Source organism: Cupriavidus sp. 22TCCZM01-5 (assembly GCF_057798915.1).
Window position 1 is genome coordinate 139296 of record NZ_JBYOJR010000010.1, and the last position, 16207, is coordinate 155502.

The 16207-nt window shown below is 69.2% G+C and carries 12 protein-coding genes; 1 reads left to right on the plus strand and 11 read right to left on the minus strand.

The window, feature by feature from the left end:
• Positions 1–21 precede the first annotated feature (21 nt).
• Positions 22–3615: an indolepyruvate ferredoxin oxidoreductase family protein gene (locus AC3FNH_RS12605; protein WP_488720272.1), complete on the minus strand. Its 3594-nt coding sequence runs from the start codon at positions 3613–3615 to the stop codon at positions 22–24.
• Between the two features lie 347 nt (positions 3616–3962).
• Here AC3FNH_RS12605 and AC3FNH_RS12610 point away from each other — a divergent pair, with 347 nt between their 5' ends.
• Positions 3963–5222, plus strand: coding sequence for an NYN domain-containing protein (locus AC3FNH_RS12610; protein WP_488720273.1), 1260 nt, complete (start codon positions 3963–3965; stop codon positions 5220–5222).
• Positions 5223–5310: 88 nt separating this feature from the next.
• On the opposite strand, the gene gspF is transcribed toward AC3FNH_RS12610, so the two are convergent.
• The 10 genes from gspF to AC3FNH_RS12660 all read right to left on the minus strand — a co-directional run bounded on the left by gspF (position 5311) and on the right by AC3FNH_RS12660 (position 16195).
• On the minus strand, positions 5311–6528 hold the full coding sequence (gene gspF, locus AC3FNH_RS12615; RefSeq protein WP_488720274.1) for a type II secretion system inner membrane protein GspF: 1218 nt from the start codon (positions 6526–6528) through the stop codon (positions 5311–5313).
• 12 nt (positions 6529–6540) lie between these two features.
• Positions 6541–8067 carry a type II secretion system ATPase GspE gene (gene gspE, locus AC3FNH_RS12620; RefSeq protein WP_488720275.1) on the minus strand — a complete coding sequence of 509 codons (1527 nt, stop codon included), beginning with the start codon at positions 8065–8067 and terminating at the stop codon, positions 6541–6543.
• Positions 8068–8075: 8 nt separating this feature from the next.
• Entirely contained in the window at positions 8076–10466 is a 2391-nt protein-coding gene (gene gspD, locus AC3FNH_RS12625) for a type II secretion system secretin GspD (RefSeq protein ID WP_488720276.1), read from the minus strand.
• A gap of 35 nt (positions 10467–10501) precedes the next feature.
• Positions 10502–11308: a type II secretion system protein N gene (locus tag AC3FNH_RS12630; protein WP_276098829.1), complete on the minus strand. Its 807-nt coding sequence runs from the start codon at positions 11306–11308 to the stop codon at positions 10502–10504.
• Positions 11308–11916, minus strand: coding sequence for a type II secretion system protein M (locus tag AC3FNH_RS12635; RefSeq protein ID WP_276098828.1), 609 nt, complete (start codon positions 11914–11916; stop codon positions 11308–11310). Before AC3FNH_RS12635 ends, AC3FNH_RS12630 begins: the two co-directional genes overlap by 1 nt.
• An 8-nt stretch (positions 11917–11924) precedes the next feature.
• Positions 11925–13319, minus strand: coding sequence for a type II secretion system protein GspL (gene gspL, locus AC3FNH_RS12640; RefSeq protein ID WP_488720277.1), 1395 nt, complete (start codon positions 13317–13319; stop codon positions 11925–11927).
• 246 nt (positions 13320–13565) lie between these two features.
• Positions 13566–14603 (minus strand): type II secretion system minor pseudopilin GspK, encoded by a 1038-nt coding sequence (gspK, locus tag AC3FNH_RS12645; protein ID WP_488720278.1) that lies wholly within the window; start codon positions 14601–14603, stop codon positions 13566–13568.
• Positions 14604–14605: 2 nt separating this feature from the next.
• A complete protein-coding gene (locus tag AC3FNH_RS12650) occupies positions 14606–15310 on the minus strand; it encodes a PulJ/GspJ family protein (RefSeq protein WP_488720279.1) in 705 nt (234 codons plus the stop codon).
• Entirely contained in the window at positions 15288–15698 is a 411-nt protein-coding gene (gspI, locus tag AC3FNH_RS12655) for a type II secretion system minor pseudopilin GspI (RefSeq protein WP_276098824.1), read from the minus strand. The genes AC3FNH_RS12650 and gspI overlap by 23 nt, the downstream gene beginning before the upstream one ends.
• Positions 15695–16195 (minus strand): prepilin-type N-terminal cleavage/methylation domain-containing protein, encoded by a 501-nt coding sequence (locus tag AC3FNH_RS12660; protein ID WP_276098823.1) that lies wholly within the window; start codon positions 16193–16195, stop codon positions 15695–15697. Before AC3FNH_RS12660 ends, gspI begins: the two co-directional genes overlap by 4 nt.
• Between the last annotated feature and the right edge of the window lie 12 nt (positions 16196–16207).

Below are 16207 nucleotides of genomic sequence, written 5' to 3' on the forward strand. Positions count from 1 at the left end.
AAGCGCTGCCAGTGCGGCTGCTTACGCAACGCGTTGCGCCGTCTCCGGCTGGCGGAACTGTTCCAGCAGCTTCGCCCAGCGCGTACGCACCGCCTTCAGGTTGTTGTCCTTCACATGGCCGAAACCGCGGATGTCGTCCGGCAGGTTGGCCAGCGCCACGGCGGTGTCGTAGTTGGCAGCATTCAGGCCGGCGGTCAGCGTGTCGAGCAGCGCGCGGTATTCGCCAATCAGCGCGCGTTCCGTGCGGCGCTCCTCGGTCCGGCCGAAGATGTCGAACATGCCGCCACGCAGTCCCTTCATCTTCGCCAGCACGCGGAACAGCGTCATCGTCGACGGGCCGAACTTGCGCTTGACCAGTTGCCCCTTGTCGTCGCGTTTGGCGGTCGCCGGAGGCGCCAGCCAGAAGTTGAGCTGGTAGTCCTTGCCGGGCTCGCCTTCGAACTGCGCGCGCAGCTTGTCCAGGAAGGCCGGGTCGGTGTACAGGCGCGCGACCTCGTACTCGTCCTTGTAGGCCATCAGCTTGGCCAGGTTGCGTGCAGCGGCTTCCGTGAGCGGCAGCGGCTTGCCGCTGCCCGCCAGCGCGCTTTCGGCTGCGCGCACGCGGTCGACGGCTTCGCGGTAGGTACGTGCGTAGGCCGCATCCTGGTAGGCGGTCAGGTGCTCCATCCGGCGAGCGATCAGCTTTTCCAGCAGCGCGCCCGATGACGTCGGCAGCTTCACTACCTCAGCGCCTTCGGCGGATGTCTTCAGCTTGCCGGTCAGCGACAGCACGTGCTCCGGGTCATGCGCCATGTGGCGGCCCCAGTCGAACGCGGCCTTGTTCTTTTCCACGGCCACGCCGTTGAGTTCGATCGCACGTTCCAGCGCCTGTAGCGTCAGCGGGATCCATCCCTTCTGCCAGGCATAGCCGAGCACCAGCGGGTTGGTATAGATGGCATCGCCAAGCAACGCCACGGCCAGGCCGCTCGCATTGATGAAGTCGCACTGGGCGCCGACGGCGTTGCGGATGTCCTGCTCGGCCGACAGGCCCGGAAACTGCCACTTCGGGTTCTTGATGAACTCGGCGGTCGGGGTCTGCGACGTGTTCACCACCGCACGCGTGCGGCCCGACTGCGTCTTCGAGATGACTTCGTCGTTGGCCGAGACGATCGCGTCGCAGCCGATGATCAGGTCCGCCTCGCCCATGGCGATGCGTGTCGCATGCAGGTCCTCGGGGCGCATCGCGAGCTGCACGTGCGACAGCACCGCGCCGCCTTTCTGCGCCAGGCCCGCCATGTCGAGCACGGTGACGCCCTTGTTCTCCAGATGCGCGGCCATGCCGAGCAGGCCACCGATGGTTACCACGCCCGTGCCGCCCACGCCGGTCACCAGGATGCCGTAGGCGCGGCGGATCTCGGGCAGTGCAGGCTCAGGCAGTGCCGGCAGGCTGTCCATCGCTACGCCATGCTGCTCGGGCTTGCGCACCTGCGCGCCTTCAGCCGTGACAAAGCTCGGGCAGAAGCCGTTCAGGCATGAGAAGTCCTTGTTGCACGACGACTGGTTGATCTGGCGCTTGGTGCCGAACTCGGTCTCCAGCGGTTCCACCGACAGGCAGTTCGACTTGACCGAGCAGTCGCCGCAGCCTTCGCACACCGCGTCGTTGATGAAGGCGCGGCGTTGCGGGTCTTCCATCGTGCCGCGCTTGCGGCGGCGGCGCTTCTCGGTGGCGCAGGTCTGGTCGTAGATCAGGATGGTGCAGCCCGGGACCTCGCGCAGTTCGCGCTGGACCGTGTCGAGCTGGTCGCGGTGGTGGACGGTGATGCCGTCCGGCAGCTTGATCGCCGCGTTGTACTTCTCCGGCTGGTCGGTGACGATGACGATCTTCTTCGCGCCTTCGCTGTGGACCTGCCAGGCGATGTCCTGCACCGAGAGCTGGCCGTCCACCGGCTGGCCGCCGGTCATGGCCACCGCGTCGTTGTACAGGATCTTGTAGGTGATGTTGACGCCCGCGGAGATCGATGCGCGGATCGCCAGCAGCCCCGAGTGGAAGTAGGTGCCGTCACCGAGGTTGGCGAACACATGCTTGTCCCCGGCAAATGGCGCCTGGCCGATCCACGCCACGCCTTCGCCGCCCATCTGGCTGAAGGTGCTGGTATTGCGGTCCATCCACACCGTCATGTAGTGGCAGCCGATGCCGGCCAGCGCGCGCGAGCCCTCGGGCACGTTGGTCGAGGTATTGTGCGGGCAGCCCGAGCAGAACCAGGGCTTGCGCTCCGCGGTCACGCGCGGCGTGGCCAGCGCCTTTTCCTTGGCCTCGATGATCGCCAGGCGCGCGGCGATCCGTGCGCGCACGTCCACGGGCAGGTCGAACTTCTCGAGCCGCGTGGCGATGGCCTTGGCGATGATGGCCGGCGACAGCTCGTAGTGCGCCGGCAGCAGCCAGTTGTTCTGCGGGATCGACCATTCGCCGCCCGCGTTGTCCTTCTCGTCGAACTTGCCGTAGACCTTGGGGCGCACGTCGTCGCGCCAGTTGTACAGCTCTTCCTTGAGCGCGTACTCCATGATCTGGCGCTTCTCTTCGACCACCAGGATTTCCTGCAGGCCTTCGGCGAACGCCCGCGCGCCATGCGCTTCGAGCGGCCACACGCAGCCGACCTTGTACAGGCGGATACCGATCTGCGCGCAGGTGGCATCGTCCAGGCCCAGGTCGGACAGCGCCTGGCGCGTATCCAGGTAGGCCTTGCCGCCGGTCATGATGCCGAAGCGCGCGTGCGGCGAATCGATCTCGATGCGGTCGATCTTGTTGGCGCGCACGTAGGCCAGGCCGGCATACCACTTGTAGTCGAGCAGCCGCGCTTCCTGTTCCAGCGGCGGATCGGGCCAGCGGATATTGAGGCCGCCCGGCGGCAGCGCGAAGTCGTCAGGCAGCACGATCTGCACGCGATGCGGATCGAGTTCCACCGAGGCGGACGATTCCACCACGTCGGTGACGCACTTCATCGCCACCCACAGTCCCGAATAGCGGCTCATGGCCCAGCCATGCAGGCCGTAGTCCAGGTATTCCTGCACGTTCGACGGATACAGCACCGGCAGGCCGCAGGCCTTGAAGATGTGTTCCGACTGGTGCGCGAGCGTCGAGGACTTGGCCGAATGGTCGTCACCCGCGAGCACCAGCACGCCGCCGTGGCGCGACGAGCCCGCCGAGTTCGCGTGCTTGAAGACGTCGCCGGTGCGGTCCACACCCGGCCCCTTGCCGTACCACATGCCGAACACGCCGTCGAACTTCGCGTCCGGGTACATATTGACCTGCTGCGAGCCCCATACCGACGTGGCGGCAAGGTCCTCGTTCAGGCCGGCCTGGAACACGATGTTGTGCGCGGCGAGGTGCTTCTTGGCTTTCCACAGCTGTTGGTCCAGCGCACCCAGCGGCGACCCGCGATAGCCGGAGATGAAGCCGGCCGTGTTCAGGCCGGCGGCGTGGTCGCGCTCCTGCTGCAGCATCGGCAGGCGTACCAGCGCCTGAGTGCCGCTGATGTAGATGCGGCCACGCTCCAGCGTGTATTTGTCGTCGAGGGAAACGTTAGCGAGCGCGCGGCGGATGGCGTCGCTGACCGGCGTGGTCAGGGGGGCATTCATAGGTGCTCCTCTATGGGGGTGTGTGGTCGGGATCACCGACTCCTACAGTCATGGGGCGACCGTCCTGAGCCTCTTGTGAAGGCATCGACCGGTCGTGTCTCTGCGCGGCATGGTAGCACCGCTGAAAATGCCGCGGCACCTTGCAATGCAGCAAAATCCACACCCGGCCGGACCGGAGTTTCCCGTATGGACAGGGCTTCGCGTGTACACTGCGATGCATCCAACGCGCCGCCCGCATGCACTACGATGTGGCTGAAGGCGCCCCTGCCACCGACCAGCGCGCGCCGGCCCGGTGCAACCCTCCACCCGGCAACATGGCCGGGAACCTCCTCCGAGCAGGACAGAACATGAGCAACTCCCCCCGCCAGGGCACCGCAACCCTGGCCGTACTGATCGACGCCGACAACGCGGCGCCCGCCATCATCGAAGGCCTGCTGGCTGAAGTCGCGAAATATGGCGTGGCCGCCGTCAAGCGCATCTACGGCGACTGGACCAAGCCCAACCTGTCGGGATGGAAGGAGTGCCTGCTGTCGCACTCGATCCAGCCGATCCAGCAGTTCCGCTACACGGTTGGCAAGAATGCGACCGACAGCGCGATGATCATCGATGCGATGGATCTGCTGTACACGGAACGCTTCGACGGCTTCTGTCTGGTGTCGAGCGACAGTGACTTCACGCGCCTGGCATCGCGCATCCGCGAGCAGGGGCTGACTGTCTATGGCTTTGGCGAGCGCAAGACGCCCAAGCCGTTTGTGACGGCGTGCGACAAGTTCATCTATTCCGACGTGCTGCGCGCCGAAACCGAGGTGGATGAGGCGGCCCCGCCGCCGCGTCGCCGCAATACCGGCGAGCTGCGCCAGGATTCGCGCCTGGTGCGGCTGCTGCAGAGCGCGTCGCAGGCGGTGTCGGATGAAGACGGCTGGTCGACGCTCGGTGGCATGGGCAACCACATCGCCAAGCAGGCGCCGGAGTTCGATTCGCGCAACTATGGCTACGGCAAGCTTTCGGAGCTGGTTGTGGCCACCGGGCTGTTCGAGGTCGAGACGCGCAATGGCGGCAACAACAAGACCATCTGGGTGCGGTTGAAGAAGCGAGGCAAGGGCGGGCAGGACGGAGATGGCCGCGGTGGCGCGGGCCAGCGTCAGCCAGAGAAGCAGCAAGCTCAGCCGCAGGCGACGCCGCCAATGTCACAGCCCGAGAATCGCCGACCGGCGCCCCAGCCGGAGGTCGTGGCGGCACCGGTCGTCGACCCCGTAGCGGAGCCCGTGCCGGCGGCCGTGGAGATTCCCGCGGTACCCGAGGCCGTACCTGAACCTGCGCCCGTGCCGGAGGCGGAAGCGCCTCAGGCAACGGTGGCCGTGGATGTGGTTCCGGACGAGCCGGCCGCTCCGGCCGCCAGGAAGACCCGCAAGCGGGCTCCGCGGCGTCCCGAAGTGGCGCTCAGCGAGAAGCCCTGGCCGATCGACCAGTCCGTGTTTGCCGCGCCCGGCGATACGGTGCTGACCGCGCAGGTGCAGGAGGCGTTTGAAGGGTTTGCCGAGGCGCCGGCGCCAATTGAGGAAGAGGCCAAGCCGGCAAGAAGGACGCGCAGGAAGGCGAAGGCTTAAGGGATTCGCGGGATTCGCCGGAGGCGTTGTGCCTGGCCGGGCGGTGAAACCGCCACGCCAGCCAGGCACGACGACCGGCCAATTCTCTTCATCTCACCAACTGATTGATCTCGATAATCGGCATCAATACCGCCAGCACGATCATCAGCACTACCCCGCCCATCGCCAGAATCAACAGGGGCTCCAGCAGGCTGGTAAGAAACAGCGTGCGGCGCTCCAGCTCCTGCGCCTCACCCTGTGCAGCGCGGTCGAGCATCGTCGGCAGATTGCCGGTGGCCTCCCCAGACCGGATCAGGTGCACCAGCACCGGTGGAAACTGGTTCTGCGCGGCCAGCGCCCGCGCCAGCGACGCGCCTTCCCGCACCCGCGTGTTCGCATCCTCCACATTGGCCCGCAGCGCCTCATTGGTCAGCGTCTCGCCCGCCGCCTGCAGGCTGCGCAGGATCGGCACGCCGGCCGACACCAGAATCGCCAGCGTGCCCGCGAAGCGCGCGGTGTTGTAGCCGCGGATCAGCTTGCCGAACAGCGGCGCGGTCAGCAGCCAGCGGTGCCATTCCAGCCGCACGGCGGGCTGCTTGAGCACGCTGCGCACGATCGCGGCGATGACGGCGATCACGCCCAGCGCCGCCCACCACCAGTTGCGCACGAAATCCGACAGCGCCAGCATGATGATGGTCAGCGTCGGCAGCTTCTGCTTGGTGTTGGCGAACACGCTGACGACCTGCGGCACCACATACGACAGCAGGAAGATGACGATCGCGAATGCCACCACCGTGACGATGGCCGGGTACGTGAACGCCAGCCGGATCTTCGACGTCAGCGCATTGCGCGATTCGATGTAGCCGGCCAGCCGCTCCAGCACCAGCCCAAGGTGGCCGGAGTGCTCGCCGGCGGAAACCAGCGCACGGTAGATGTCCGGGAAATCACGCGGATTTTGGGCCAGCGCCACCGACAGCGCGCTGCCGCCCATCACCTCGGCGCGGATGCCGGCCAGCAGTTCGTGCACATAGGGGCGCTCGGCCTGGTCGGCCAGCGCGCCGAGCGCTTCGTCCAGCGGCAGTCCGGAGACGATCAGGCTGGCGAGCTGACGCGTGAACAGCGCCTGCTCCTGGCTCGACAGCCGGCGCGTGAACAGCTGCGCGCCGCTGCGCGGCGCCTGCCCGGCACCGGCGAGCGGGTCGACCGTCAGCGGCGTGAGCCCGCGTGCGCGCAGCTGCGTGCGCGCCTGCCGCGCGCTGTCGGCCTCGATGACGCCGCGGTCGGTCTTGCCGAGGGCGTCGGCGGCTTCGTAGCGGAAGGCGGGCATGGCGGCGTTTCGTCAGTCGCGCGTGACGCGCAGGACTTCTTCCAGGGACGTGGCGCCGCCGTCGATCCAGCGCTGCGCATCGCCGCGCATGGTCTGCATGCCATGCGCCAGCGCCACCTGCTTGATCTCAGATTCGGGCTGCTGGCGGTGGATCATGGTGCGGATCTCGTCGTTGACGGTCAGCAGTTCGTACACGCCCATGCGGCCCTGGTAGCCGGAGTTGCCGCACTTGTCGCAACCGGCTGCATGCCAGAGATGCTGCAGCGGCCGGCCCTGCGCCTGCAGCGTCGCGGCTTCGCCGGCGGTAACCTCGATGACTTCCTCGCGTTTGCAATGCGGGCACAGGCGCCGTACCAGCCGCTGCGCCAGCACGCCGAGCAGCGACGACGACAGCAGGAACGGTTCGATGCCCATGTCCACCAGCCGCGTGATCGCCGAGGCCGAATCGTTGGTGTGCAGCGTGGCCAGCACCAGGTGGCCGGTCAGCGACGCCTGCACCGCGATCTGCGCGGTCTCAAGGTCGCGGATTTCGCCGATCATCACCACGTCCGGATCCTGGCGCAGGATCGCGCGCAGGGCCTTGGCGAAGGTCATGTCGATGCGCGGGTTGACCTGGGTCTGGCCGATGCCGTCCAGGTCGTACTCGATCGGGTCCTCGACCGTCATGATGTTGGTGGTGCGCGCGTCCAGCCGCGACAGCGCCGCGTACAGCGTAGTGGTCTTGCCCGAGCCGGTCGGCCCGGTGACCAGCACGATGCCGTGCGGCTGGCGGATCAGGCCGTCGAAGCCGCCCAGCGTGCGCGGCGACATGCCGAGCCTGGCCAGGTCCAGGCGGCCCGCTTCCTTGTCGAGCAGACGCAGCACGGCGCGCTCGCCGTGGCCGGTGGGCAGCGTGGAAACCCGTACGTCCACCGGACGCCCGCCCACGCGCAGCGTAATGCGGCCGTCCTGCGGCAAGCGTTTTTCCGCGATGTCGAGCTGCGCCATGATCTTGATGCGCGAGATCAGCGCACCGTGCAGCGCCTTCTTGGGCCGTACCACGTCGCGCAGCGTGCCATCCACGCGGAAGCGCACCACCGACGCCGACTCGAACGGCTCGATGTGGATATCCGACGCGCCCTCGCGCGCGGCCTGCGTGAGCAGCGCGTTGATCATGCGGATGATCGGCGCATCGTCCTCGGACTCGAGCAGGTCTTCCACGGCGGGAATGTCCTGCATCAGGCGCGACAGGTCGACTTCGCCTTCCACTTCGCCCACCACCTGGGCGGCGCTGCCGTCCTGGCGGTTGTAGGCGTCGGACATGGCGCGCTCGAGCGCCTCGGGCTCGAGCACCCGCAGGCGCAGCGCGCCATGCACGCGCGCCACTTCAGCGAGCGCCGCGGGCGAGGTGGCGCGGCTGACCCAGACTTCGAGGCCATCGGCGCGCTGGTGCGCGATCAGCAGCGGCGCTTCGCGCGCAAAGCTGTATGGAACCAGTCGCGCCGCCATCGGCGACGGCGGCTCCTGGGTATCGGGTGCGGCTTGGACTTCGCTTGCCATGGTGTCGTTCAGTTGCCGCGCCCGGAAGCCGGCGCAGCCGTCCCGGCGAGCGCGCCGTTGCTGCCTTGCTGTGTCAGCGGCTGCGGCACGGGTTGCTGGGACTGCGGCACGGATTGCGGCAAAGGCAGCGGGCCGGGAACCGCGCCGGTGCCGCGCGGGTCGACGAACGGCGTGGTCGGCGCGTCCGCGGGCGGCAGCACCGGCGTATTTTCGTCGCGCACCATGATGTTAGGCGAGACGAAGCCGGCCTGCTGGTTGCGCATGTAGTCGTAGCGGTCCGTCGTCAGGCGGTCGACGGCGCCCGCCGTGCGCATCACATACGGACGCAGGAACACCAGCAGGTTGGTCTTGGAGCGGTTCTTGTTCTCGTAGCGGAACAGGCCGCCGATCCATGGGATATCGCCGAGCACCGGCACCTTTTGCACGCCGTCGCCATAGGAATCCTCGATCAGGCCGCCCAGCACGATGATCTGGCCGTCGTCGACGAGCACATTGGTCTCGATCGAACGCACATTGGTGGTCGGGCCCTGGACCTGCGTCAGCGTACCCGGCACCACCGACGACGATTCCTGGAAGATCTGCATCTTGACCAGGCCGCCGTCGGTGATCTGCGGCCGCACGCGCAGCGTGATGCCGACGTCCTTGCGGTCGAAGGTCTGGAACGGGGTGACCGAGGCGGCACCGCCGGTCTGCGCATAGGAGCCGGTCGTGATCGGGATGTTCTGGCCGATCAGGATCTTCGCTTCCTCGTTCTCGAGCGTGATCAGGTTCGGCGTCGACAGCAGGTTCACGCTGCCGTTGCTGCCCAGCGCGCGCAGCAGCGCGCCCAGGCCCAGCGCCTTGTTGACCACGCCGAGGTTCAGGCCGCCGATGTCGGGCACCAGTTGCGTCGCCGCTGCAATGCCGGCGGCATGGTTGGCGTTGTAGGCCGCGCCGGCCAGGGTCAGGTTGATGATGTTCTTGCCGCCGGTGCCAAAGTTGGTGCCAGCGAAAAAGTTATTGTTGCCGCTGTCCGACCGGATCAGCCCCTGCCACTGAATGCCGAGTTCGCTGGCTTGCGTGGAAGTGACCTCCACGATCATCGACTCGATGTAGACCTGCGCGCGACGCGCGTCGAGGTCTTCGATCACGCCGCGCAGGTTGCGGTAGACCGGCTCGCTGGCCGTGATGATCAGCGAATTGGTGGAGGGATCGGCCTGGATGATGCCGCCCGTGGTCGGCTGGGTGTTCGGGTTGAACGAGGCCGCGAACGCTGAATTGCCATAGGCGCCGCCCGAGCCGGAGCCGCTGGTGCCGCCGGAGCGCATGCCGGTCTGGCTCGCCGTGGTGCCGCCGGTGAACTGGCCGCCGGCAGGCGTGGAAATGTTGGTCAGGCCGCCCGCGCCCGCTGCACCGGCTGCGCCGGGCTGCGTGCTGGAAGCAAAGCTGCCGTCCGCGGCGACGATGGCGCGCAGCGTGGCGGCCAGCTTGACCGCATCGGCGTTCTTGAGCGGCACGACCCAGATATTGCCGGGGCGCGCATAGGGCTGGTCGAGCTTGTCGATCAGCTGGCGCGCCTGCTGCAGCCGCGCGCGGCTGGACGTGCGGATCATCAGCGAGTTGCTGCGCGGCTCGGCCACCACGGTCGTGCGCAGGCTGCTGTCGACGCCCGCGCCACCGCCGCCTGCGCCGCTCGCGGCCGCCGCCGGATCGAGCAGCTTCTGCAGCACCAGCGCCGTGTCGCTGGCGATGGCATTCCTCAGCGGTACCAGTTCGACTTCGCCCGAAGCCGGCGCGTCGATGGCGGCGATGATGCGGCCCAGGCGGCGCAGGTTCTCGGCATAGTCCGTGATCACCAGCGTGTTGTTGGCCGGGTAGGCGGTGATGGTGTTGTTGGGCGCGATCATCGGCCGCAGCACCGGCACCAGGTTGTTGGCCGACTCGTAGTTCAGGCGGAACACCTGCGTCACCACCTGGTCGCCGCGCCCGCCGCCACCGCCAACCACGATCGGCGAGCCTTGCAGCTTGGCGTCCGCTTCGGGGACGACCTTGGTGAAGCCGTTGCTTTCCACCATGGCATAGCCCTGCATGCGCAGGACCGATCCCAGCGTTTCAAGGGCTTGTGCGCGCGACACCGGCTGCTCGGTCACCAGGTTGACCGTGCCCTTCACGCGCGGATCGATCACGAAATTCTTGCCGGTAGCCTGGCCCACGGCCTTGACCACGGATTCAAGGTCGGCGTTGACGAAGTTCAGCACCACCTGGTCGCGGTTGCGCGGCGTGATGTCCGGCGGCGCGCCGGGACCGGCGGGCTGTTGCGCCCACAGCGGCGTGGGCGCCAGCAGCGAAAGCCCGCACAGCAGGGCCACGGCGCGGGCACTGGCGGTCTGGAGGAAGGGTCGGGTGGCTTCGGTTTTCATGTTGGGTTCCGGTCGGCTCCTGGCGCTGCCTGGCTTCAGAAGCGCAGCCTTGTCACATTGTTCTCTCGTCGTCCCAGCAGGCTCAGCAGGCTGTTCAGCTGGGTGGCGGCGTCGGGCTCGGCCTGGGCCGTGCCTTCAAAGCGCGCCTGCCGGCCCAGCGTGCCGCTGCCATCGAGATGCAGGGGCCCGGCGATGGTGCTCAGCGCGAGCTTGCCGTCGGCGCCGTTCCAGTCGATCTCGGCACGGTAGCTGCCCAGCGGACGCAGGCGGCTTACCGCCGACGACACCTGTTCGATGCGCAGCGTGATATGCCCGTAAAGCAGCCCGCCCGCGAACTTGCCTTGCAGCGCGGACCAGTCCACGCGCATCAGGCCGTCCGGGCGCAGCGTGTTGAACGGCGCGCCCACGCCCTCCAGCAGCGCCGCGGGGAGGCGCATGGCACCCGCCTGCGCGGTCCAGCCGCGCGGCGTGACGGTCAGTCCGACCGGCGTCGGCATCGACTCGGTGTGCGTCAGCATCACGCGCGCGGAGCCGGTCAGCAGCGGCCAGAAGGCCAGCGACCATTGCAGGCGGCCGGGCAGCACGGTCGCGGTCTGGCTGCCCGCGCCGGCCGACATCGCCAGCGTGGCGCTGCCATGCCAGAGCGAGCCCGACGCGTCGGCGAGCAGCACGCGGCGCTGCGTGCGGGCTGCTACCGTGTCGGCAATCCAGGCGGCCGGCAGCATCGCCAGCATGGTGATGCCGGCGGTGGCCAGGCCAAGCAGCAGCCAGCCCGCGCGCCGCCAGCCCGCCGGGCGGCGCAGCTTGCGTCGGGGCAGCCGCAGCGACTCCAGGCGTACCATCAGCTGCGGCCGCCCGGACCCTGCAGGGTCGCGCTGACATTGACCAGCGCGGTGGCGCCGACGTAGACGATGCGTGCGTCCGTGACCTTCAGGCGCTGCTGCTGGCGCACGTCCTGCAGCCATCCCGCCACCGCGCCGAAGGGCGCCTTGTCGAGCTGCACCTGAACGCTGTTGTCGGCGCCGGCCGCCAGCCGCGTGGCCTTGAGGCCGTATTTGCCGAGGCTGTCCTGCAAGGCCTGCGTGAGGGCATCGCCGCGCAGCGCGGGGGCCGGGCTCGCGTTCAGGCCGCGCGCCTCCTGCGCCAGGGTTTCCATTTCCGCGAGATCGGCGCGCATCGCCGGCAGGCTGCGCGACAGTCGCGCGCGGCCGTCCGCAGCGGGCTCCCACAAGACGCTGTAGATGAGCACCAAGCCCAATACCGCGGCGCCACCCGCAAGGATGGCCTGCTCGCGCGGGTTGCGCGCCGACCAGAAGGCGTCGAACTGGTCGCGCCAGGCTTGCGGCACGCGCGGCTTGACGCGCGCAAGCCAGGCGGGAGCCGCGCGGCGCCCCGGTGTCGCGGAGGCCGGTTGGGTCTGGGGGCGGAGGTTGTCTTTGCTCGGGCTCATGGTTCGGTTCACAGGCCTGGCTTGATGACCCAGCGCGAGCCGGCCGGACCGGCGGGGCGCGTGTCCTCGGCGGTCTTGTCTTCTTCCATTTGCAGGCCGGCCTGGCGCACGGCGCCGCGCAACGCGGCGGTATCGGTGCCGGGCTTGAGCGTGGCCACCAGCGTGCGGCCGCGGTATTCGAGCGCCTGCAGGCCGTCTGGCGGAAGCTGGCGGGCCGCTTGGCCAAAACGGTCGGCCAGCGGCAGGAAATCGTCCGGCGTACTGCGCCCGCTGGCCAGGCGAAGCTGTTCCACCTGGCGGCGCATCTGCAGCGGGGCGTCGAGCACGGTCTGGATCTGCGGGAAGGCGTTGTGCAGCGTCTGCAGCTGCGCGGCTTCGAGCCGCTGCTGTTCGTGGCGCAGCATCAGCCAGTGTACGTTCATGCCGAGCAGCTGGACCAGCACGATGCCAGCGGCCAGCGCTAGCGGCAGGCGCCAGGCCAGCAGGTTCCAGCGGTCCGCGCGGCCCTGGGCGAACTCGAACTGTGCAAGGTCCAGCCCGGGTTCCTGCAGGCAGCCCTGCGCGCCGGCGATCCACAGGCGCCAGTCGGCGGCGCGGGCCTGGCGCAGCGCGGGCACCGGCGCGCTGGCCACGGCGCTGGCATCGCCATGCCAGTCGCCTTCGGGCGCCAGGGCCTGCCATGCGGCGAGTGCATCATTGCCGAGCAGCAGGCCATAGCCTTCATGGGGGCCGGTGCGTACCGTGAGCTGCCACTGGCCGCCGCCAGCTGCGATTGGCGGCGGGGCCAGCGTCGGTTCGACCATGCCTTCGGCCTGGGCCAGGGACGCGGCCGCGGCTTCGACGACCAGCGTGGCCGGCTGCGCCGCGGCGCTATCGTCATCCCCGGCTTCCGGCGCAGCCGCCAGCGGCAGGCACATCTGCGCCGGCAGGATATGGCGGCGGCGATGGCGGTGTTCGCCAAAGGCATCGAGCACGGCGCGCAGCCAGGCCCGGTCGGCCACCATCAGCAGGCGGCGGCGCGGGCCGCGCGCAGGCCGTGCGGCGTCGCCGTCCAGCACCGGGCCCACGCCGACGTGGCACGGCTGCGCGTCCGTGGCCAGCGCATCTTCCACCAGGTTGGGCAGTGCCAGCTTGAGACGCGCCGGCGGCAGCGGTGGCACGGTCGCTGTGGTGAGCAGTACGTCACTGGCGGCAAGGATGAGCACCAGACGCTCCGCGGCGGGCAGCGCGGCAATCTGGGCGTGGCCTTCGCGCAACACTTCCGGCGCCTGCGAGGCGTCCGTGCGCCGCGCGGCCGGCATGGACGGGTCGCGTACCAGGGCGAACGGCAGGGCGCCAAAATGCCAGGGTTGCGGCTGGTCGTGCGGCCGGTGCGGCAAGCGAACGTACAGGGTGGTGCTCAAGATTTCCTAATGTTGACGTCAGTGAGGCTGTGCTTGGGGACTGCCGGGGCAGCGGCGGGGATGCCCGGGCGCGGATGTGCCGGGTGGCGGAAACGGAAAGGCAGGGGCGCCGCTCGGCATGGCGCCACGGTTGCGGCAGCGCCGCAGCATACCTTGCCTGTGTGACTAATCCGCGTCAATAGCATTCTCCCCGGTGTCTCGGCCTGCAACGTCGCGTACCCGAACGCGTGCAAATCGGCAGATGCGTCATCGCAGATCGGGCAGGCGGTCGGTGTCGTGGATCCACAGCACGCGCGTGGTGTTGGCGTTGCCCAGCACCTCGCCACGGTACACCAGCGACACCTGAAGCCGGCTGGCGCGCTCGTGGCGCACCAGGCCGTAGATCAGGAAATAGTGCGTGCGCACGTCCAGCATGGCGGACAGGTTGCCGGTGTCGGCCTGCGGCGCCACGCCGGTCAGCTTGGTCTGGAGGTCGCCGACATTATTGAAGTACGCGCGGTCGCGCTCGCGGACCAACTCGCGCGCACGGTCGAGCGCCAGGTTGTTGATGACGGCCGACAGCACTTCCGGGTCGGCCGTATTGGCGTTGACCAGCGTGCGTTCGGGCAGCACCGTGATGAACGGCTCCAGCGCAGCAACCATCGCTGGCGTATAGCCCGGGATCGCCAGCAGGCTCTGGGCGCTGTCGGCCGGCCGGGGCGCGGGCTGGCCGTCGGCGCCGCCCTGGGCGGCACGCAGCAGGAAGCGGCCCGTGGTCTCGGCCAGCGACGGGTTCAGGCCTACCGTCTGCAGCAGGCGGCGGTAGGCCGCCAGCGCGGCCGGGTCGACCGTGGCGGCGCGGCCCTGGGTCGGCGTGGCGGTCCACAGCACCAGGTTGGTCAGGTTCAAGCGTGCCTGGGCGTCCAGGATGCGGCCGGACAGGAACGAGGTCTCGCCCGACTGGTCGGTGCGCAGCGCCGCGCCAAGGAAGTCCGACAGCCGGGTCTCGGCGATCGGCACGGCCCAGGGCTCGCCAAGCTCGTCGATGCTGGTGCGGCGCTGGTCGTCGCGCAGGATCAGCCGGGCCCAGTCCACGGCCGCGCGCTCGATCCACGTGGCCTGCGCCAGCAGGCGCTGGTTCTCGATCGAGCGGATCTGCACCTGCTGGCGCCACAGCATGCCGGACACCACCACCACGGCAAGCGTGACCATCAGCAGCGCCGTGACCACGGCGGCACCGCGAGCGCGGCGGCGGGGCAGGGGCAGGGGCAGGGGCAGGGGCAGGGAGGGAGAGGATCGGCGCATGATCACAGGCCCGTCATGCAGATCTTGAGGAAGTCGCGCGGCGTGTCGCCGTCGCCCATGCGCGCCCGCACGGACAGCTCCACGGCGCGGACGACGGCGCCGGTCGGTGCCGTCGCCGCCGTCGCCGCCGTCGCCGCCACGGCGCTGGCTGGATTGAACAGCGCGCCGCGGATGCGGCCGTTGTCGGCCAGCCATCCCTGCGGATCGATCCATACGCGCGCGCCCAGGCTGTCCACATCGGACAGCACGCGGCGCGCCTGCACGTTGTCTTGCCGGCCGGCCTGGCGCAGCCCCAGCAGCGCGGACTGCACGGCGGCGCGGCTGTCGACGGGCGGGGCAGCCAGGCGTACCAGCGCGTTGCCGTCAAGCCGGTAGCTGAGCACCTGCCACATCGGCGGCTGGTTCTCTTCGCGGCGGTCGCGCACCATCAGCACCTGGCCGGCCCCGACTTCCACCGGGCTGGCCTGCAGCAGGTCCGCGTTGGCCAGGTGCTCGCAGTCGGACTGGAACTGGCCGTAGAGCACCTTGAGTGCGTCGAGCCGGGCATCGTGGTCGGTCAGCCGTTCGCGGCTGCGCGTCATGCTGTCCAGCGCGCGCCAGCCGATCACGGCCATGACCGCCAGCAGCGTGATGGCCACCAGCATCTCGAGCAGCGTGAAGCCGCGCGGCGCCGCCTGGCGGCGCTCAGAGCAGGTTGCGCGTTTCATTGGGGATGATGGTGACCAGCCACGCCAGGCGCACCGAGCGGTCGGCGGCTGACGGATAGACCGCGATCTCGACGCGCCGGAACACGGGGTTGGGCGTGCCGGAGACGCTTTGCTCGCAATAGAGCGGCGTGCCGCCCTGCGGGCAGGCATAGCCGCTGACGCCTGGCTCGGGCCAGGTCTTGGACAGGCGCAGCGTGGCCAGGTGGTTCTCGGCGCTGAATTCGGCCAGCATGCGCGATTGCAGCGCGGCGCTGGCATCGATCATGCTGCCCATGGCGCGCATGGCCGCCGTCAGCGCGACGGCCAGGATGGTCAGCGCCACCAGCACCTCGATCAGCGTGAAGCCGCGCGCAGGGCGGCGCAAGGAGGCGACGGCGGGCGCGCTCATGGCGTGCTGGCGAAGTAACGGCCGCCGCCGTCGCCGACGACATCGACGCGGATGTCGCCGCGCACCAGTACCAGCCGCTGCGGGCCGTCGATCAGCTCGCGACCGAAGACGAGGCGCGGCGGGCCGCCCGTGCCGGCGTTGCGGCCGCCTTCGGCGATGATCACCTGGTCCGGCGCAAGGCGCCACTGACCCGGCGCGAACACGTCGGTGCGCATCGGGACCCAGCCGTTGGGGGTGGATTCGAGAAAGCGCCAGCCCCTGATGCTGCCTTCCCAGGCGATCGGGCGGGCGCCGAGCTGGGCCTCTTCCTGCGCCAGCTCGAACAGGCGCGCGATGCGCTGGCCGTCGTCCAGCAGGCGCCCGCGCTCATTGGGCGAAGCATTGATGGCCACCAGCGAAATGACGATGCCGGCGATCACCATGACCACCAGCAGTTCGAGCAGGGTGAAGCCCCGTGGCCGGCAGGCGGCGGCGCGGCGGCACGGGGCCGGTTTCATGCTGCGGGCGCG